The 19,766-nt window shown below is 72.3% G+C and carries 15 protein-coding genes and 1 riboswitch; of the genes, 9 read left to right on the forward strand and 6 right to left on the reverse strand.

The window, feature by feature from the left end:
- Window positions 1-39 precede the first annotated feature (39 nt).
- The 4 genes from ACWD5O_RS25590 to ACWD5O_RS25605 all read right to left on the reverse strand — a co-directional run bounded on the left by ACWD5O_RS25590 (window position 40) and on the right by ACWD5O_RS25605 (window position 5,607).
- Window positions 40-1,134, reverse strand: a complete 1,095-nt coding sequence (locus ACWD5O_RS25590) for a coiled-coil domain-containing protein (protein ID WP_450086788.1) — start codon at window positions 1,132-1,134, stop codon at window positions 40-42.
- Between the two features lie 5 nt (window positions 1,135-1,139).
- Window positions 1,140-1,272, reverse strand: a riboswitch (cyclic di-AMP (ydaO/yuaA leader).
- Between the two features lie 141 nt (window positions 1,273-1,413).
- Complete coding sequence (locus ACWD5O_RS25595) at window positions 1,414-2,331, reverse strand: cation diffusion facilitator family transporter (RefSeq protein ID WP_354965467.1); 918 nt, start codon at window positions 2,329-2,331, stop codon at window positions 1,414-1,416.
- A gap of 106 nt (window positions 2,332-2,437) precedes the next feature.
- Complete coding sequence (locus ACWD5O_RS25600; RefSeq protein ID WP_354965466.1) at window positions 2,438-4,555, reverse strand: HelD family protein; 2,118 nt, start codon at window positions 4,553-4,555, stop codon at window positions 2,438-2,440.
- Window positions 4,556-4,662: 107 nt separating this feature from the next.
- A complete protein-coding gene (locus ACWD5O_RS25605; protein WP_450086789.1) occupies window positions 4,663-5,607 on the reverse strand; it encodes an alpha/beta fold hydrolase in 945 nt (314 codons plus the stop codon).
- A 180-nt stretch (window positions 5,608-5,787) separates the two neighbouring features.
- Between ACWD5O_RS25605 and ACWD5O_RS25610 the strand changes: the two genes are divergently transcribed.
- Window positions 5,788-6,411 (forward strand): carbonic anhydrase, encoded by a 624-nt coding sequence (locus ACWD5O_RS25610; RefSeq protein WP_387323755.1) that lies wholly within the window; start codon window positions 5,788-5,790, stop codon window positions 6,409-6,411.
- Window positions 6,412-6,502: 91 nt separating this feature from the next.
- On the opposite strand, the gene ACWD5O_RS25615 is transcribed toward ACWD5O_RS25610, so the two are convergent.
- Entirely contained in the window at window positions 6,503-6,832 is a 330-nt protein-coding gene (locus tag ACWD5O_RS25615) for a hypothetical protein (RefSeq protein ID WP_074313395.1), read from the reverse strand.
- 309 nt (window positions 6,833-7,141) lie between these two features.
- Between ACWD5O_RS25615 and ACWD5O_RS25620 the strand changes: the two genes are divergently transcribed.
- Complete coding sequence (locus tag ACWD5O_RS25620) at window positions 7,142-7,633, forward strand: DUF3145 domain-containing protein (RefSeq protein WP_210917691.1); 492 nt, start codon at window positions 7,142-7,144, stop codon at window positions 7,631-7,633.
- Window positions 7,634-7,737: 104 nt separating this feature from the next.
- Complete coding sequence (locus ACWD5O_RS25625) at window positions 7,738-9,462, forward strand: glycoside hydrolase family 3 protein (RefSeq protein WP_450086790.1); 1,725 nt, start codon at window positions 7,738-7,740, stop codon at window positions 9,460-9,462.
- A 74-nt stretch (window positions 9,463-9,536) separates the two neighbouring features.
- Here ACWD5O_RS25625 and ACWD5O_RS25630 read toward each other — a convergent pair whose 3' ends face one another.
- The gene (locus ACWD5O_RS25630; RefSeq protein WP_450086791.1) at window positions 9,537-12,239 is read right to left on the reverse strand and encodes a sugar-binding protein; all 2,703 of its coding nucleotides are present in this window, start codon (window positions 12,237-12,239) and stop codon (window positions 9,537-9,539) included.
- A gap of 394 nt (window positions 12,240-12,633) precedes the next feature.
- Between ACWD5O_RS25630 and ACWD5O_RS25635 the strand changes: the two genes are divergently transcribed.
- The 6 genes from ACWD5O_RS25635 (at window position 12,634) to ACWD5O_RS25660 (ending at window position 19,728) form a co-directional block, all read left to right on the forward strand.
- Window positions 12,634-13,797, forward strand: coding sequence for an ROK family protein (locus tag ACWD5O_RS25635; RefSeq protein WP_450086792.1), 1,164 nt, complete (start codon window positions 12,634-12,636; stop codon window positions 13,795-13,797).
- A 36-nt stretch (window positions 13,798-13,833) separates the two neighbouring features.
- Window positions 13,834-14,877 carry an extracellular solute-binding protein gene (locus ACWD5O_RS25640; RefSeq protein WP_354965460.1) on the forward strand — a complete coding sequence of 348 codons (1,044 nt, stop codon included), beginning with the start codon at window positions 13,834-13,836 and terminating at the stop codon, window positions 14,875-14,877.
- Window positions 14,878-15,030: 153 nt separating this feature from the next.
- Window positions 15,031-16,104, forward strand: a complete 1,074-nt coding sequence (locus ACWD5O_RS25645) for an ABC transporter ATP-binding protein (protein WP_354965459.1) — start codon at window positions 15,031-15,033, stop codon at window positions 16,102-16,104.
- Window positions 16,101-17,897 carry an ABC transporter permease gene (locus tag ACWD5O_RS25650; RefSeq protein ID WP_450086793.1) on the forward strand — a complete coding sequence of 599 codons (1,797 nt, stop codon included), beginning with the start codon at window positions 16,101-16,103 and terminating at the stop codon, window positions 17,895-17,897. The genes ACWD5O_RS25645 and ACWD5O_RS25650 overlap by 4 nt, the downstream gene beginning before the upstream one ends.
- Window positions 17,894-18,778 carry a creatininase family protein gene (locus tag ACWD5O_RS25655; protein ID WP_450086794.1) on the forward strand — a complete coding sequence of 295 codons (885 nt, stop codon included), beginning with the start codon at window positions 17,894-17,896 and terminating at the stop codon, window positions 18,776-18,778. Before ACWD5O_RS25650 ends, ACWD5O_RS25655 begins: the two co-directional genes overlap by 4 nt.
- Window positions 18,775-19,728 (forward strand): amidohydrolase family protein, encoded by a 954-nt coding sequence (locus ACWD5O_RS25660; RefSeq protein WP_450086795.1) that lies wholly within the window; start codon window positions 18,775-18,777, stop codon window positions 19,726-19,728. Before ACWD5O_RS25655 ends, ACWD5O_RS25660 begins: the two co-directional genes overlap by 4 nt.
- Window positions 19,729-19,766: the final 38 nt, after the last annotated feature.

The raw sequence follows: 19,766 nt of genomic DNA on the forward strand, positions 1-19,766 counted from the left end.
CGGCCTGGTCCTCAACGTCGACGATCCGCCGTCCTGCGTTTACGGGGGGCGAACCACCTGCGACGCGGGGGAGCGGGCCGACAGGTGCACGTGGTTGGTGTGGTCGCTGGACGGGTCGCCGCCCGCCCCGCTGTACGACTTCCACCCGCTACTGGGCAGCCAGATCTGCCTGTACCAGATCACGTACAGCACGGCGAGCCGGTCGGCGTTGCGGATGAAGTACGCGGCCAGGTTGTTGCCGTACGTCTTGTCACCGCCGGTGGCGTCGCCGCCGAAGCCGCCCTTCTGCGCGGCGAAGTCGCACGCCCGGCCCTTCGGGTGCTCGCCGGAGCCGCCGTTGCGGTGGCAGGAGACGTACCGGGTGAAGCCGGCCGCCTTGGCCTGGTTGAGCGCGTGCAGGGTGCGCGGGGTGATGCAGCCGGAGGCCGGGGTGGGGTCGTTGACGCTGCACGACTCCGACGGCCAGGAGCCGTCGGAGTTGCGCGGCGCGGCCGTGGCGTTGGCGGTGGAGGTGCCCCGGTTCGAGCCGCCGTCGGCGGTCGTACGGGCCTTCGTGGTGGCCACGGTCAGCGCCCGTTCGGCCTGCTCCTTGCGCTTGGCCATGACCGTGACCTGCTTGCGCTGCTCACGGATCTCGCCGTCCAGGGCGATGCGGGTGCGATTGACCTCGTCCCTGGTGGCGGTGAGGTCGCGCAGCGCCCGGTCCTCGTTGGCGGCGACCGCGTCCAGCGTGACGGCCCGGTCCATGAAGCCCTCGGGGGTGCTGCTGCTGAGCAGCGCCGACACCGTGCCGAGCCGGCCGGTGCGGTAGGCCAGTCCGGCGATCTCGTCGACCTTGCCGCTGCGCGCCGTGAGTTCGATCTCGGTGGTCTTCAGCTGGGTGGCGAGCTGCTGCTGCCGCCGCACGGAGGTGTCCAGGGCGCGTTTCGCGTCCAGGTATCCCTTGCTGGCCGCCTCCAGTTGGGCCCGCAGCGCCGGGGTGCCGCCCTCTTCGTCTCCGTCGGGTGCCGCGGCGGCCCGCTGGCCGGTCGGGGGAGCGGCCGAGGCGGCGCCGGCCGGGATCGCGACGCTGAGGGCGAACATCGCGACGATCAGGGCCGCCAGTCGGGCGGCGGGTGGTCGTGCTGGTACCACTACGCATGTCCTTCCGTCAGCCGCCGACCGGGTTAGCTGACGGGTTCGGGACGGAAGATCCCTACCGCGGACGCGGATGCACCCCAGGAACATGGTTCCCCGGTTCGCCCCGTTCGGGCGATTAGGCGGCGACCGCCACCGGCGCCGGGAGGGCGCCGCCGGGTGGAGGCCGGGACCGAGCCTACCGGTGCCGATGGGACCAGTGCAGCCGATGTGACGGACGGTGCGTGCGTCGTCACGGAAAATTCCGGCCAAGCCGAGTAAAACTCCTGAAACGCACTACCATTCGACCGAACCGCACGCCCCGGGGGCCGCGCCGGGTTCGATCTGCAACGTCGCGTGCTCGATCCGGAAGTCCTCGTGCAGGGCGGTGCGTGCCGCGGTGAGCACCACTCCGACATCCGCGCCGGGCGCCATGGTCAGGTGCGCGGAGGCCACCTCCATGCCCGAGGTGAGCGTCCAGACGTGCAGGTCGTGCACCTCGACCACGCCGGGCACCGCGGCCAGCCGGTCGTGCACGGCCGTGACCTGGAGGTGCTCCGGGGCGGCCTGCACCAGGATGCGGACCGCGGCCCGTCCCAGCCGCCAGGTGCGCGGCAGGATGAACACGCCGATGGCGACCGCGACCAATGGGTCGGCCCACCACCAGTCGGTGACCTGGATGAGCAGCGCCGCGCCGATCACGCCGAGCGAGCCGAGCAGGTCGCCGAGCACCTCCAGGTAGGCGCCCTGAAGGTTGATGCTCTCCCGGGCGCCCGCGCGGAGCAGGCCGAAGGCGGCCACGTTGGCGAGCAGGCCGAGCACGGCCACCGCGAGCATCGGACCGGCCAGCACCTCGTGCGGGTCGCCGAACCGGCGGATCGCCTCGATCACCACGTAGACCGCGACACCGGAGAGCAGGACCGCGTTGGCCAGCGCGGCGAGCACCTCGAGTCGGTAGAGCCCGAAGGTGCGTTGCGGGTCGCCGGTGGCCCGCCGGGTGGCGGTGATCGCGGCGAGCGCCATCCCGATGCCGAGCACGTCGGTGAACATGTGGCCGGCGTCGGAGAGCAGGGCCAGGGAGCCGGTGTGGAACGCGGCCACCGCCTCGACCACCATCAGGGCGGCGAGCAGCCCGAACGCTGTCCAGAGCCGCCCCCGGTGCTGGTGCGCGGCGTTGGTGACCGACCCGTGGTGGTGGTCATGACCTGCGCCCACGAGACCACCCTCCGCCGTCGATCGGGACCGGGTCAAATGTATGCTCACATCGCTATGTATGCAAGTGTACGGCAGGTCGCCGACCCGCGAGGGGCGCCGCCGCAGGTCAGCCCGTCGGGTCGATGGTGGTGAGGCGCTGGGTAGCGCGGGAGAGCGCGACGTAGAGGGTGCGTACCCCGGCGCCCGGATCCGCCCGGATCTCGCTCGGGGCGATCAGCACCACCCCGTCGTACTCCATGCCCTTGGCCTCCAGGCTGGTCACCACCTGCAGCCGCGGCGCACCGAGCGCGCCGAGCCAACCGGCGACCTCGTCGCGGCGGGGGACCGGGGTGATCACCCCGACCGTGCCCTCCACCTCGGCCAGCAGGCCGGTGGCCGCCTCCACGGTCGCGGTCTCCAGCTCGGTGGCGGGCACCACCAGCTCGACCGGATCGACCCCGGTGGAGCGGACGGCGGTCGGCAGCGGCAGGTCGGGGTAGATCCGGCGGATCTCCGCCGCCGCCACCGCGAAGATCTCCGCCGAGTTGCGGTAGTTGGTGGTCAGCGTGAAGTCGTGCCGCTTGCGTCGGCCCAGCGCCTGGTCCCGGGCCCGGTTCAGCTCCTCCGGGTCACCGGTCCACGCGGTCTGAGCCGGGTCACCCACCACCGTCCAGGAGGCCAGTCGGCCGCGCCGACCGACCATGCGCCACTGCATCGGCGAGACGTCCTGCGCCTCGTCCACCACCACGTGCGCGTACTCCCGGTAGTCCGCCGGCCGCTCCCGGGCCGCCGCCCGCGCGGCCCGCTGCCGGTCGCCGAAGCTGCTCAGCTCGCGGACCCCGCCCGCCAGCTGGAACGGGTCACGTCGGGCGCGGGCCGGCTGCGCCGGCTTGCCGAGCAGCGCGTCCAGCTCGTCCAGCAGCGCCACGTCGGCGATGGTCAAGCCGGCGGCGTCCAGATTCTGGTACGCCGCGCTGAGCAGCCGGATCTCGGCGGTGGAGAGGATCCCACCCGCGTACCGGCGCAGGCGATCCGGTCGGGCCAGCCAGCCGAGCACGTGCCGGGGGTGCAGCCGCGGCCACCACGCCTTGAGAAACTCCCGGAACTCCGACCGCTCGGCGATCTCGTCCTCGAAGGCCCGCTGCTCCGGCAGCCGGCCGATGCCCAACCGGCGAGCCTGTGCCCACAGCGCGGCGAAGACACCGTCGAAGCCGGCCCGACGGACCTCGTTGCGCCGGGCACCCCGGTTCAGCACGCGGTCCCGGATCCCGTCCAGTTCGGCCCGGTCCAGCCGCAGCAGCGTGCCGCGGTAGAGCAGCCGCAGCTCGCCCGGGCCGCCCGGCACGGCGTCCCGCACCGCGCGTTCCAGCACCCGGCGCATCCGCAGCGAACCCTTCACCGCCGCCACCTCGGGTGAGTCGGTGCGGGTGGCGGTCATCCCCGGGAAGAGGGTGCCCAGCGAGTGCAGGGTCGCGGTGTCCTCGCCGAGCGAGGGCAGCACCGAGGCGATGTACTCGACGAAGACCGAGGACGGGCCGACCACCAGGATGCCGCCGCCCGCGTACCGGCTGCGGTCGGAGTACAGCAGATAGGCGGCCCGGTGCAGGGCGACCGCGGTCTTGCCGGTGCCCGGGCCGCCGGCGACGATCGTCACCCCGGAGCCGGGCGAGCGGATCGCCTCGTCCTGCTCCCGCTGGATGGTCGCCACGATGTCGCGCATGCCCCGGCCGGTGGCCCGGGACAGGGTCGCCAGCAGCGCGCCGTCGCCGACCACCGTCATCCCCTCGGGAGCGGCGGTCGGGTCCAGCAGGTCGTCCTCGATCCGGGTGACCCGCTCGCTGCGGGACTGGATGGTGCGCCGGCGCACCACGCCCTGCGGCTGGGCCGGGGTGGCCTGGTAGAAGGCGGCGGCGGCCGGTGCCCGCCAGTCGACGACCAGCGTGGTCGCGTCCTCGTCGCGGATGCCGAGCCGACCGACGTGCAGCACCTGCCGGTCCCGCAGGTCCAGACGGCCGAAGACCAGCCCCTCGTGCTCGGCGTCGAGGGTGTGCCGCCGCTGCGCGGCGTGGAAGACCATCGCGTCGCGCTCGACGAGCGCGCCGAAGGTGCCCACCCGGGCCATCCGGTAGCCGTCCCGCTCGGCGCGGACCGCCGACCGCCGCAGTTCGGCGAGTCGGGCGTACACCCGGTCGAGGTGCCGTTGCTCGACGGCGATCTCCTGCTCCAGGGCGGTCTGGTCGGTCAACGCACGCTCCTTCGATGTCGCCGGCAAGCGGCGCGAACCGCGCGGGCCAACCGCAGAAGGGTACGGCCCTGGGCCCGGCCTCCCGCGCCCGAGGTGCGGGAACGTGGTCAGACACCCGTCCCGGCGGGGGTCGTGCCGCTCGCGCGGGGCGCCGGCTCGGCGAGCACCCGGCTCAGGACGCCCGTCAGCGCGGCGTTCACCTCGTGCGGGCGTTCCATCATCAGCATGTGCCCGGCGCCCGGGCAGACGGTCAGGTCGGTGGCCGGCAGTACCGCGGCGATCGACTCGGCGCACGGCGGCGGGGTCAGCCGGTCCCGGTCGCCGACCAGCGCGGCCGCCGGCAGGTGGGCCAGCGCGGCGAGGGTGTCCAGCCGGTGCTGGGCGCCGATCGAGGCGCGGAACCCGCCGATCGAGCGCAGCGAGGCGCGGGCCACCGCCGAGGTCACCAGCCGGATGTCGGCCGGATCGCAGCGGTCGCCGAAGAGCATCCAGCGGATGCTCGGTTGCAGCGCGCGCAGCAGCGCCCGGGGTGCGCGCCACGAACCGCACCGGGCCAGCACCCCGGCGCCGGTCGTCTCGGCCAGCCGGATCAGCCGGGCGATCCGGGGCGAGAGCCCGTAGACGGTGTGCGTGTGCCCCTCGGCGGTGGTCGAGACGAAGACCAGGCCGGCGGTCCGGGCGGCGAAGTGCGCCGGGTGGCGGTGCGCGTACTCCATGATCGTCATGCCGCCCATCGAGTGCCCGACCAGGACCACCCGCCCGGTCGGCGCGACCGCGTCGAGCACCGCGAGCAGGTCGTCGCCGAGCTGGGCCAGGGTGGCAGTGGGCAGCGGCATGCAACTGGACCGGCCATGCCCCCGCGCGTCGTAGGTGACCACCCGCACCGCGTCGCCGTACGACCCGGTGAGGGCGTCGACCTGCCGGTGCCAGCTGCGCCCGTCCAGCGTCCAGCCGTGCAGCAGAACGGCGGTGACCGGGGCGTCCGTCGGCCCCGTCGCCTCGACGTGCAGGCGTACCCCGTCGGGCAGACCGACCTCGAACCGCTCCGGCATCGCCACCTCCCAGGGCCGCCCGGCACGAACCGCACCGGCATACCCGGCGGTAACACCGGCTACCCGCCATGACACCACGCCAATCACGCGCAGAGAACATTCCCGACCCCGCCCGTGGCCACCCCACAGCGGGCCAAGCTGAACGGCATGGGGTCGTCGGGGGCAACGCCCGGACCGCCGGTGGGTGGACCGTCGGCACCGGGGCGGCAGGCCGGTGGTACGCCGCGCGCCGCGCTGGCCGAGCTGCTCGCCGGTAACCGGCGGTTCGTCAGCGGCCAGCCGGTGCACGGACACGACGTCACCGCCGCCGCGGCCGCCTCGGGCGACCAGCAGCCGTACGCGGTGGTGCTCGGCTGTATCGACTCGCGGGTGCCGCTGGAGGCGATCTTCGATCAGACCTTCGGCGCGATCTGCGTGATCCGCACCGGTGGGCACGTGCTGGACCGCGCGGTGTGCGGCTCGATCGAGTACGTGGTCGGCCAGCTCGGCGTACCGCTGGTGATGGTGCTCGGCCACGAGCGGTGCGGCGCGGTGGGAGCCGCGGTGGACGCGCTGCGCGCCGGGGTGCGTCCCGCCGGGTCGCTGGCCCACCTGGTGGACGAGATCGCTCCGGCGGTGACCGAGGCGGGGCTGGACGACCCCGCGGTGCATCCGCTGGCGATCCGCCGGCACGTCCGGCGCACGGTGCGGACCCTGCGCCACGACGACCTGCTGGCCGGGCCGGTCGCCGCGGGCGGGGTGGCCGTGGTCGGCGGTCTCTACGACCTGGCCACCGGGGAGGTCGCCCTGTTGGACCCGGCCTGAGCCCCGGCGGCCCGGCGGCCAGGTGGCGAACGCGGGACCGCCCGCCGGGAGATCCCGGCGGGCGGTTCGAGGTGTAGCGGTGGGGGAGGGCTCAGCCCTCGAAGACGCCGGCCTCGACCAGGCGCTTCTCGGTGGCGTCCCAGCCGTCGCCCGGGTGGGTCGTGTTCAGGTTGTTGATCTCCGCCCGGATCTTGGCGGCGTGGCCGGCCGCGGCCAGCACCCGGATCTCCTCGACGAAGGCCTCGGAGTCGGTGCGCAGGTGCGCGGTCTTGCCGTTGGTCAGGTTGCGCACGTAGGCGTGCTTGCCGCCGTTGAGCGGGATGAGGTACTTGAACTCGCCCAGCACGCTGAGGGCGCCACCCTGGCCAGCCTGGCCGGCCCGGACGGACGCGCGCGCGGTCTTAGAGGTGTTGCTCGCCACGGAGGTACTCCTTGCAAGACGTACGGGAGGACTGGAACGTCCGGGGGCTGTGTGCGGGCCACCACCTGGGTCGACCCACGAAGTTGTGCGCGGCACAAGCCGCCGATGGAACTGTACAGGACCACGACATCAGGCTGGTCGTCGCGGTGTCCTGAGAGGCAACGGGGACCACCCGTCCGGCTATTCCGGCCGGCGTTTTTTCCGATTCTCTGGCGCACCGTCCGTCACACGAGTAATCATGTGTAGCAGCAACAACTCCGGTGGACGAGGTCGTAGGGGAAGACGCACCTCGCTCTCCGGGAGGTCACCGTGCCAACGCGTGGCGTCGTATACGTCCACTCGACCCCGCTCGCCGTGTGCTCGCACGTCGAGTGGGCGATCGCGCGCGTCCTAGCCGCGCCGGTCAACCTGCAGTGGACGGCTCAGCCCGTCGACCCCGGCGCCCGCCGGGCCGAGTGCGGGTGGACCGGTCGTCCGGGGACGGGCGCCGAGCTGGCTGCTGCCCTACGGCAGTGGCCCATGATCCGTTTCGAGGTGACCGAGGAACCGAGTCCCGGCGCCGACGGCGAACGTTTCATGTACGTGCCGGCGCGCGGCCTGTTCCGGGCCACCGTCGGTGCGGCCGGCGACATCCAGCTCGGCGAGGACCGGCTGCGGGCGTTGATGGCCGCGGCCCGGGCGCCGGAGGCGCTGGCGCACGCGCTGGACAAGGCGCTCGGCACCGCGTGGGACGATGACCTGGAGCCCTACCGGTACGCCGGCGACGGCGCCCCGGTGACGTTGCTCACCCGGGTCGGCTGACCCGGTCACCCGCCGGTCGGGCCACCTGCCCGCACGCTGGCGCGGCGGCGGCTGACCGGTGAGGTCAAGTTGCCCCGATAAGGGCGAACTGGTGGGATGGGTGGGTGCCGATTCGCCCGCGTCGCGCCAGCGTCGCCGTCGCCGCCCTGACCGCCCTGCTCGTCTCCGGCTGCTCGGGTACCGCGGACCACCCCGCGCCGACGCCCGGTCCGGCCGGCACCTCCGCCGGCCCGAGCGCCCCCACGACCATGCCGCCTGGCGACCCCGCCGCCCAGGCGGCGGCGCTGGTCGCCACCCTCTCCGACGAGGACCTGGTCGGCCAGGTGCTGATGCCGTACGCCTACGGCGACTCGGCCACGAAGGTCTCACCCGGCTCGGCCGCCGGCAACCAGGCGCTGGCCGGGGTCGACACCCCCGCCGAGATGATCGCCAAGTACCGGTTGGGCGGGCTGATCCTGGTCGGGTTCAGCGCCGACGACCCGACCAAGGGCAACCAGGAGACCACCAACGTCGACAACCCGAAGCAGGTGCACGAGCTGACCGGCGGCCTCCGCGCCGCCGCCGGTCGGCTCGCCGCCGGCTCCGCACCCTTCCTGGTCGGCACCGACCAGGAGTACGGCGTGGTCACCCGGATCACCAACGACGTCACCGTGCTGCCCAGCGCCCTCGCCGCCGGTGCGGCCGGCGACCCGGCGCTGACCGAGGCCGCCTGGCGGGCCGCCGGCGCCGAGCTGGCCGCGATGGGGATCAACGTCGACTTCGCTCCGGTGGCCGACGTGCTGGCCACCCGCAGCACGGTGATCGGCTCCCGGTCCTACGGCTCGGACCCGAAGCGGGCCGCCGCGCAGGTCGGCGGCGCGGTCCGGGGCCTCCAGGCGGTCGGCGTCGCCGCCACCCTGAAGCACTTCCCGGGTCACGGTCACAGCGCCGACGACTCGCACCAGGACCTGCCGGTGCTCACCCAGTCCGCGGCGGCGCTGAAGAGCGGCGCCTGGCCACCGTTCACCGCCGGTATCGACGCCGGCGCGATGGCCGTGATGTCCGGTCACCTGGACGCGCGGACCATCGACCCGGGCACCCCGGCCACCTTCTCGCACAAGCTGCTCACCGACGTGCTGCGCGGCCAGCTCGGCTTCACCGGCGTGGTGATCACCGACGGCATGAACATGCCCCCGGCGAAGCGCTGGGCTCCCGGCGAGGCCGCGGTCCGGGCACTGAACGCCGGCAACGACTTGATCCTGATGACCCCGAACGTCGGCCAGGCGTACGACGGGCTGCTCGCCGCGCTGCGCGGCGGGTCGCTGACCCGGGCCCGACTGGTCGAGGCGGTCACCCGGGTGCTGACCATGAAGTTCCGGCTGGCGGCGCTCCCGACCGCCGAGATGTCCACGCTCAACGCCCCGGCGCACCGCGCGGCGGCGGACGCGCTGGCCGCCGGTGCGGTCACCGTGCTGCGCGGCGCCTGCGGCGGCGCGGTGCGCGGACCGATCACCGTCACCTCCTCCGGCGGGCGGGACGGCACCCGGTCGCTGCTCACCGAGGCGCTGACCGCGGCCGGCGTCAAGGTGGTGCCCAAGGGAGGCACGGTGGTGCACCTGGTCGGCTACGGCGACGGCGCCACCGACCTGCGCGCCGACGCGGCGGTCACGGTCGCCATGGACACCCCGTACGTGCTGGCCAAGGCGAAGTCGCCGACGCTGCTGGCCACGTACTCCTCCAGCCGGGCGTCGATGACCGCGTTGGCCGCCGTGCTGGCCGGCAAGGCCCGCCCAGGTGGTCGGTCCCCGGTGACCGTGCCCGGTCTGCCCACGACCACCTGCGGCACCTGACCGCCGACCGCCAGCGCGGCGGCGGGCAGGTGCCGTCCGGTTCGTCCGGCACCTGCCCGTGTTACCCGATGACCTCAGCGGCGGATCGTGACCTGCTGAGCGACGGCCGAGCCACCTGACTCGAACGCGGCCAGCACGGCCTCCGCCTTATCCCCGTCGACCGGGACCAGCACGGTCACCGGCCGGCCGGGTCGCAACTCGACCGTGCGGCTGCCCAGTGCCCGGTCGCCGTTCCAGGTGTAGAGATACGCCGTGCCCGTACGGTCGGACTGGAGGGAGACCTCGACCCCGCCGTTCACCCGGTGCTGCCGGGTGAGGCGCAGCGCCCGCTCCGGCAGCCGCGGCACCGCCGCCGGCGCCACGCCGCCGACCGCCGACTGGGCGATCGTCTGCGGGCTGTGCACGCTGCGGGCCGAGGTGTCCGGGAAGACCGGCGTGCTCGGGTCCTGCTGGGCAGGGGTGTAGCCGGGCAGGGTGACCAGGCCGTAGCGGTACGGGTCGGCTCGTACGCCGGTGAACGTCGACCAGCCGAGTCGGGACTGGGAGGCGAGATCCTGCGTGTCCGAGTCGTAGACCAGCACGTTGAAGCCCATCCGGGCCGGGTCGACCGCGTCGGGCAGCACCGCGAACGGGATGCTCGTCTCGATCGTATAGCCGGTGTAGGGCTCGCTGACCTTGCTGACCACGGTCATTCCCGGAGCGGTCTGCCCACCCGGGCCCTGCCGGTTGTCGGCGTCGCGCTGCCAGCACGGCGGGTTGCCGTTGGCGGGGTCGTCGGTGATGGGGAAGATGCCCGCCTTGAACACGGTCGAGGTGTCCGAGGAGTCGCCCTTCGGGTCGATGATGATCTCGACGCTGTCGGTCCGCCGCTGGCGCTTGCAATCCTGCGGCACCACCTTCCGGCCGAGCACGTCGTCGGTGACCGTGACGATCACCTTGAGCGCGTCCGCGGTCCAGGCGATCCGACCCTTGGCGGAGGCGTCCGTCGCGGTGGTCGCCTCGCCCTCCCAGATGCGCGAGAAGTCGAGCTCCTCGCCCGGGTACTCGCCCGCGCTGGCCACTCCATCGACGGCGTGGGCGGCGCCGGCCTGCGGCACCTCGGTGGTCGGCACGATCTCCAGGGCGCCGGTCTCGACCGTGCTGCCGGTGCTGCTGGCGGTGGTGATGGTGATGCCGTAGTCGCCGCCGTCGCCGCCCTCGTTGGCCGTCGGCAGCGAGGCGTCACTGTTGGTGACACTGAAGGTGACCGCGCCGGTGGCGCCGGCCGCCAGGTCGCGGTAGCTCTTCGTGGCGGCGTCGGCGGTGAAGCCTGCGGGCAGGCCGAGGGTGACCGTGCCGTTCTGTACGGTCTCGCCGACGTTGCGCAGGTCGACCCGGACGTCGCGGCTCTTGCCGGAGCCGATGGTGAGCACCGGCTTGATCAGGGTGTCGAGCTGGCCGTAGCCGCCCGCGCTCGCCCAGTCGCGGAAGAGACCGACCTCGGGCAGCGGCTCCAGGGTGCCGCGTACATCGGCGACGACCCGGACGGCCTCGTCGGTGCTGCCGGAGCCCTGACCCTTGGTGCTCAGGGTGGCCGAGAGCAGCTTCTGCGTGCCCGTCTCGGCGCCCTTCGGCACGGTGACGGTGAAGGTCGCCGTCCGATCCCGGCCAGCCGGGACGCTCACGCCGAGCCCGGTGCCGCCGGAGACGGACCAACCGGCCGGCACCTGCAGCGTCACCCCGGGGTGGTTCAGTGCCCGGTTGGCGGCGGCCTTGACGTGCGCCGTGACCTCGACGCTCTCGCCGGGTGCCACGTCGAAGCGGTCGGTGGTCAGGTACAGCTCGGTGCCCTTGGGCAGCCCGCCCTTGGCCGACGGAAGCATCGACCCGCGCAGGATCGCCTCCGGTGAGCTGTCCTCCGGGTCGTACGGCACCCGGCTGTCGACGAGGGTGTAGAAGTCGCAGCGGATCTTCGCCGGGTCGGTCGGGGCGGCCGCGGTGCCGGCCCAGCCCTGGGTCACGTACTCCCGGCGGGCCTCGACCTCGATCTCCGCCCAGGTCTTGCCGCTGCTGCTCGGGGTGCCCTCCCAGACGCCGAAGACCTGGTCGGTCGGGACCGTCGGGGTGAAGCTGGACGCGCACGCCGGGCCGGCCGAGGAGCTGCCGGTTCCACCGGTACGCAGGAACTTCGCGGCCCGGAACACGCTGAGCCCTTCCTTGCGGATCTGCTCCGGGAAGGCCTTCGGGTCGGCGGCTGCCTGGAACGCCTCGGCGGCGAACCTGGCGGCCTGCTGGTGGTTGCCGTGGTTACCCGGGGTCGGCGACGGGTTCATGGTCATGATGATCTCGGGGCGGGTCGTCCGGATCACCCGGACGATCTGACCGAGCGTGTCGTCGTGGCCCCAGATCTGCTCGGACAACGGTGCCGAGGCGGTGTACCAGAAGTCGACCCGATCGAGGTTGTACAGGTTCTGCACGCCGGCCCGCCCGATCGCGGTCCGCTCCTCGCGCTCCCGGATGATGCCGAGTGGTGGCCCCTCCTCGAGGCCGACGGCGTTGCCGCCGCCCTCGCCACGGGTGATGGTGACGACGCCGGCCTTGGCGCCGTACTTCTCCTTCCACTGCCCCAGCGTGGCGAGGCTGCCCGCCTCGTCGTCGGGGTGGGCGCTGACGAAGAGCACGTCGAGGTCGACCGCGCCGCCGGCGGCGGGGTGGGCGGTGGCGGCGAGGGCGGCGCCTGGTGTCCCGGACAGGGCCAGCGCGAGCGCCGTCGGTAGCAGGAATGCCTTGAGTCGCATGTGGATCCTTCCGAACCGCGGGGTCCGGACAGCGACGACCGGCGGGGGACGCGGGATGCGCCGCCCCGACGGGTCGGGTCCGGTTCGTTGGTGGGATGGGCGGCGGTGAGGCCCCGATCGACGGGCGTCACCGGGGTGCACAGCGGTACGGGACTTCCGTACACACTGGAAGGCCTTCGCCGGGTGACGCTAGAGATCGTCGGCGAGGAGCGTCAATACCCACGAAGGGACTTTCTTCTTTTCTAGAAGAAACGAACTCGGGCGTAACCAGGGGGTCACTCTCTGGATCCGCATCAGTGCATAAAGGCATTTTTCCTGCTCCGAGGGGTCTTGGTTGGGCGCCGAGACCCAGTCGTTACTTGACTCCATAGTTCGTTCGCCGTAGGAAGGAAGTGTGACTGACGTGGTGACGCCACCAACGAGCCCGGTGAGCCGGGAGCGGTCGAAGGAGATCAAGCGGCTTTCCGTGATCTCCACCGCCCGCCAGGTACGCCTGCTCTCGCGTGCCGAGCTGACCGAGCTGACCGGGCTGAGCCCCGCCACGCTCACGCCGTTGGTCCGTGAGCTGATCGCGGAGGGCTACCTTCTGGAGCGAGGGCCGGGCGCGTCCCGCTCGGGGCGTCCCCGCGCGATGTTGGAGTTCAACCCTCGCGCCGAGCTGGTCGCGGCCGTTTCGCTGGAGCCGTCCCGGATCAGCTGCGAGATCGCCGACAGCGACGGAGCTGTGGTCGCCCACCGTGCCGTCCGACTCGCCGGTGACATCGTCGACACCATCTGCCGTTCCATCCCCGAACTGGCCGGGGAGGGCTTGCCGGCGTTGCGGGGTGTGGCCATCGCGGCGCCTGGCGTCTCCTCCGGAGGCGCTGTCCGTCTCGCCCCGTCGGTCGGTCTGGTGGAGGGTCGGCCGGTGGGGGAGATGGTCCAACGGCGGCTGGGCGTACCGGTCGTGGTCGACAACGACGTGAACCTGATGGCGGCGGGCGAACACGCCGCCGGGGCGGGCAGTGACGTCGCCGACCTGCTGCTGCTGCACGTCGCCGACGGCATTGGCGCGGGTCTGGTGCTCGACGGGCAGGTCCGTCGGGGCGCCGGTGGCGCCGCCGGCGAGGTGGGTTTCCTGCCGCTGGACGCCGCGGATCGTGGTCACGACGGAATCGGCCCCTTCGAGGCACGCTGGTCGGAGAATGCCATCGCCGAGCGGGTGGTCGCGTTGGCGCCGGGCCGCCGTCCCGAGGCGCCGGTACGCGCCCTGGTGGAGCTGGCGCGCACCGGAGGCGCCGCCGCCGCGTTCCTGGACGAACTGCTGACCGCCTGGTCCCGACTGATCGTCTCGTGCGTCTGCGTCATCGACCCGGGTCGGGTCCTGCTCAGCGGTGCCGCCGCACAGCTCGACGACGCCGCCGTCGAGCGGATCCAGACTCTCGTCAGCGCCGGCGCGCCCGCATCGACCGAGGTACGCCGGGCGGTGCTCGGCGATCAGGCGGTGCTGCACGGTGCGGTCAGCTACGCGCTGTCGGCCGCCGCAGCCGGCCTACCCAACCTGCTTCCCTCCCCGTAACCACCCCGGTTTTCCCTCGTCCCCCTGGAGGTACTCATGAGACGTCGCCTTTTCCTCGCCGGAGCGCTCGCCGCGGCCCTGGTCGTCGGCACCGCCGCCTGCGGTGGTGGCGACGACGCGGCCGACGGCAGCGTCGAGTCGCTGACGATCTACACGGCCCGTGACAAGAAGGTCTCGACCTTCGTGGTCGACCAGTTCACCGCGAAGTTCCCCGAGTACAAGGGGAAGGTCGAGGTCCTCAACCTCGGCGCCCAGGAGATCCTCGAGCGGGTCCGGGCCGAGAAGGCCAACCCGCAGGCGGACATCTGGTGGGGCGGCACCCAGCAGGGGCTGGCCGCCGGCGCGTCCGAGGACCTGCTGACCGCCTGGCAGCCGACGTTCGCCAGCAAGATGGACGCCCGGTACAAGGACGCCGAGGGCCGCTGGTTCGGCGAGATCCTGCTGCCCGAGGTCATCATGTACAACAACAAGGCGCTCACCCCTGAGCAGGCCCCGAAGGACTGGGACGACCTGCTCGCCCCGCAGTGGAAAGACAAGATCGTCATTCGCGACGTGGCCGCGTCCGGCACCATGCGGTCGATCTACGCCTCGATGATCCAGCAGCAGTCCGCCGACGGCAGCAACCCCCAGCCGGGCTACGACTGGCTCAAGAAGCTCGACGCCAACACCGGCGCGTACGCCGCCAACCCAGCGGACCTGTACCTGAAGCTCTCCCGGCAGCAGGGCCTGCTCAGCGCCTGGAACCTGCAGGACATCCTGCTCCAGGCCAACCAGTCGAACATGCCGTTCGGCTTCGTGATGCCGGCCTCCGGCGCGCCCGTGCTGGTCGACGGTCTCGCCGCGGTCAAGGGTGGCAACACCACGGGCACCCAGAAGTTCATCGAGTTCCTCTTCGACGACAAGCTCCGCGCCGACCTGGCCAAGGACTACTACCAGATCCCCGCGGTGGACATCGCCGAGGAGCCGGAGTGGCTCGCCCAGCTCCAGCTCAAGCCGATGGACGTCGACTGGGACGTGGTCGGTAAGAACGAGACCGACTGGATCAACCACTGGAACGGCGAGATCAAGAACAAGGGCTGACCGGATCGGCGCCGGACCGGGAAATCCCGGTCCGGCGCCGCGCCGGGGACGTACCGGCGCTGGACGGCCGAGGTGACTCGCGTCCGACCGGCTCCCCGGCCCGCCCCACCCCTGCGACCGGCCACGCCCGGTTCCGGACTGAGGAGAGACATCATGATCGATGTCACGCTGGAGTCGGTGAGCAAGCGCTTCTCGCGCGCCGGCGACACCGCGGCCGTCGACGACGTCGACATCACCATCGCCGCCGGGGAGTTCTTCACCCTGCTCGGCCCGAGCGGTTGCGGCAAGACCACCACCCTGCGGATGGTGGCGGGGTTCTACTTCCCGACCTCCGGGCGGATCCGGTTCGGCGACCAGGACGTCACCCGGCGCCCGCCGAACAAGCGCGACACCGGCATGGTGTTCCAGAACTACGCGCTCTTCCCGCACATGTCCGTCGCGCAGAACGTCGCGTACGGGCTGAAGATCCGCAAGGTCGGCCGGGCCGAGTCGAAGCGGCGGGTCGAGGAGGCGCTCACCCAGGTCCACCTGGCCGGCTACGGCGAGCGTCGGATCGACCAGCTCTCCGGCGGCCAGCAGCAGCGGGTGGCGCTGGCCCGCGCACTGGTCATCCGACCGCGGACCCTGCTGCTCGACGAGCCGCTCTCCAATCTCGACGCCAAACTCCGTGAGGAGACCAGGGTCGAGATCCGGCGGATCCAGCGGGAGGCCGGCACCACCTCGCTCTACGTCACCCACGACCAGGCCGAGGCGATGGCGATGTCCGACCGGATCGCGGTGATGGAGTCCGGTCGGGTGCGGCAGATCGGTGCCCCGCAGGAGATCTACCACCGTCCGGCGACCAGCTTCGTCGCCCGGTTCATCGGCCGCAGCAACGTGCTGAGCCTGCCGGTGCTGGGCGTCGGCCCGGAGACGGTCACGGTGCGGCTGCCCGACGGCAGCCAGGTCGGCGTCGCCGCTCCCGCGGATCACGGGTTGGGCACGGGGGCGACCGCCCTGGTCTCGATACGCCCCGAGCACATCGGCCTCACCTCGGCCACCGAGCCCGGCGTGGTCACCGGCCGCGTCACCGAGCTGGAGTTCACCGGCATGTCCACCAACCTCCTGGTCGACGTGGCCGGCGAGGCGGTGCAGGTGGCCGCCGTCGATCCGCCGGCCGGCCTGTCGGTGGGCGACCAGCTCGGGCTGCGGCTGCCGCGGGAGCGGATGTGGGTGGTGCGTCCATGAGCACCATCCCCGCCACCCCGAGCCCGGCCACCATCCCACCGGTCACCGGGAGCCCGGCGTCCTCCGGCGACGGACGGCGGCGACGCTTCACCGATCGGTTCACCGGCGGGACGAACTCGCGCTGGTTCCCTTACCTGCTGGTGCTGCCGCTCGCGCTGATCCTCTTCGGGTACGTGGTGCAGCCGATGTTCGCCACCTTCGCCGAGAGCGTCGGCGTCGACGGGGTGGCGAACTACACCAGCTTCTTCACCAGTTCGGGCGTCGCGCGATCATCCCTGGTCACCTCCCTGATCATCTCCGCTGCCAGCGTGCTGCTCTGCGGGATCGTCGGGGTCGCGATGGCCTTCCTGCTCAAGCGCTTCTCGTTTCCCGGCCGGCGGTTGATCGAGGCGATCATCCTGGTGCCGGCGGCGCTGCCACCGCTGATCGGCGCGATCTCATTCCAGCTGCTGTACAGCGAGACCGGCATCCTGCCGCGCGGGCTTCAGCAGGTCTTCGGCACCGCCGAGCCGGTGTTGCCCTTCAGCGGCATCGCCGGGGTGCTGGTGGTGCACACCTTCACCATGTACCCGTTCTTCTACCTGTCCGCCGCCGCGGCGCTGGCCGGGATGGACCCGTCGGTGGAGGAGGCCGCCTACAACCTCGGCGCGGGTCGGGTCCGGGTCTGGCGGACGGTCCTGCTGCCGATGCTCACCCCGGCGCTGGTCTCCGCCTCGCTGCTGGTCTTCATGACGTCGCTGGCGTCGTACACCGCCCCGCTGCTCTTCGGTGTGGACCAGACCATGACCATGCAGATCTACATCAACCGCACCAACGGCGACCTGCCGATGGCGTCCACCTACGCCTCGGTGCTGGGCGTGGTCTCGGTGCTGTTCCTGCTCGGTATGCGCTGGTACGAGGGGCGGCGCAGCTACCGCTCCCAGTCCAAGGGGGTCGCCGCGTACCGCCGCGAGATCACCAACCCCTTCGGGCGTTGGGTGGCTCTGGGCGCGTCGCTGCTGGCCACCGTGGTGCTGCTGGCCCCGGTGGCGACCATCGCGCTGGTGGCGTTCTCCGCCGACGGCTCGTGGACCACCGAAGTGGTGCCCGCGGCGTACACCATGCAGAACTTCGTCACGATCTTCTCCGATCCGAACGCGTTCCAGCCGATCCTCAACTCGTTGCAGATGAGCCTGCTGGCCACCGTCGGCTGCGTCGTGGTCGGCGTACTGATCGCCTACGCGGTGCGCCGGCTCGACTTCCGCGGGCGCGGCGTGCTGGACGTGGCGGTGATGCTGGCCTGGGCGCTGCCCGGCACGGTGGTGGCGATCAACCTGATCTCGGCGTTCAGCACCGGTAACGCGTTCAGCTTCGGCCAGGTCCTGATCGGCACGTTCTGGATCATGCCGCTGGCGTACTTCGTGCGATTCCTCCCACTGGTCTTCCGGTCCAGCTCGGCCACGCTCGCCCAGATCGACCCCGCGCTGGAGGAGGCGGCCCGCAACCTCGGCGCCTCGTGGTGGCGCGCCTTCGGCTCGGTGACCCTGCGACTGATGCTGCCGGGCGTGATCGCGGGCGCGCTGCTGGCCTTCGTGCACGGCGTTGGCGAGTTCGTCGCCTCCGTGCTGATCTACACCTCGCAGACCGCGCCGATCTCCGTCGAGATCAACAACAGGATGTACTCGTTCGAGGTCGGCACCGCCGCCGCGTACGGCATGCTCCAGGTCGTTTTGATCTTCGTGGTGATGGTGGTGTCGGGTCGGCTCGAAACCGGCCGGCGGGCCTCCCGGGAGGCGGCGCAGTGGACGGCATGAGCATGTGGCCGGCCACCGGCGCGCTACTCCCGGCGGTCCGGGTGCCCGGCGGTGAGCTGGCGGCCGTGGCCGAAGCGGCGGACTTCGCGGTACTGCCGGTCGGCGCCGTCGAATGGCACGGCCCGCACCTGCCGCTGGGCACCGACCTGATCCTGGCCGAGGGCTTCGCGGGCGAGAGCGCCGCCACCTCCGGACCCCGGGGAGTGCTCTTCCCCGCCGTGCCCTACGCCGCCTGCCCCGGGCAGACCCGGCCCTGGCCGGGCACGGTGGCGATCCGGCCGGAGATCGCGGTCGGCTACCTCGCCGACGTCATCGAGGGAATTGTCGCCGCCGGGTTCCCCAGACTGCTCATCGTCAACGGCCACGACGCGAACATGTCCACGGTCCGGGCCGCGATGGAGTGGGTCTCGGGCCGGCGGCAGGCCAGCCTGCTGTTGGTGAACTGGTTCCAGCTGGTCACCCCCGCGGAGACCACTGAGATCTACGGCGCCCTACCGGCGCGGGGCCACGGCGGGGCGTACGAGACCTCCGGTGTGCTCGGCTTCGACCCGGAGGCGGTGCGCCTCGACGCGGTCACCGACCTGCCGCCGAAGCCGAAACTGCCGGTGACCCATCCGTACGTGCTGGTGGAGTCCCGACCAGACCCCTGGCAGGGCTGGTCCGGGCACATCTCACTGGCCAGTGAGGAGGCCGGTCGGCGGGTCCGCGAGCTGGCCGGCGGCCGGCTGCGGGAGATCGTCGAAGCCTGGGTGGCCGCACCGCTGCCCGCGCCGCCGACCGACGACCCGCTGCCCACCTCGTCGACCCCCGGATCAGACGCGGGCCGACCGACAGCCCCCACCCAGCCCGGCGACACCGCACCGATCAGGGGAGCATCATGAGCGGCGACCGTGGACTCGAGATCGTCGACTTCCACCTGCACTTCCGGATCGGTGCCGACGAGACCATCCGGGCCTGTGAGCACGAGGCCGGGATGCACCCCGGCGGTGATCACGAGCGGAGCATCCGGGCTGCCGGTGCCGCACCGTACGCCGCCCAGTGGCGTCGGGCGTGGAGCTTCCCCGACCCGGAGCCGCCCGCCGAGCGCTGGCAGGACGAGGCCGACCGGTGGGCCGAGGAGCTGCGCACGCACCACATCAGCAAGGCGGTCTTCGTCACCGGCGGCGGCAACGACAGCGTCGCCGACGTCGTCGACCGGCATCCGGACGTGCTGCTCGGCTTCGCCCATCACGACCCGTACGGCCCGGACGCCGCCGCCGAACTGGAGCGAGCGGTGACCGAGCGCGGCCTGCGCGGGCTGAAGCTCTTCGCCCCGCTCCTGCGCGGTCCGCTCGACGACCCCGCGCTGGATCCGCTCTGGGGCACCGCCCAGCGACTCGGCGTGCCGGTGCTCATCCACATCGGGCACTACGGCAGCGCGGGTGGCCTGACGTTCGGCCGGTACGGCGGCCCGGACGAGCTGGCCCGGATGGCCCGGCGCTTCCCCGAGCTGTCGGTCGTGGTGCCGCACTTCGGCGTGCAACACGTGCAGGAGCTGTTCTTCGCCGCGTGGGGCTGCCCGAACATCCTCATCGACACGTCCGGGTCCAACCAGTGGGTGCGGTGGCTGCCGTACAAGCTCACCTTGGAGGATCTTTTCCGCCGCTGCTACGAGACCATCGGCCCGGACCGCATCGTCTACGGCAGCGACTCGTCGTGGTTCCCCCGGGGCTATGTCACCCGCTACCTCGACGACCAACTGCGGGTCTGTCGCGAGTTGGGCATGCCCGACGACCACCTGCGAGCCATCTTCGCCGGAAATGCCGAACGACTGCTCGGCCTGACCGACTGACCGGCTGACGCCCCGGAGGCGGCGGACCCGCCGCCCCC

Source organism: Micromonospora sp. NPDC005161 (assembly GCF_053599855.1).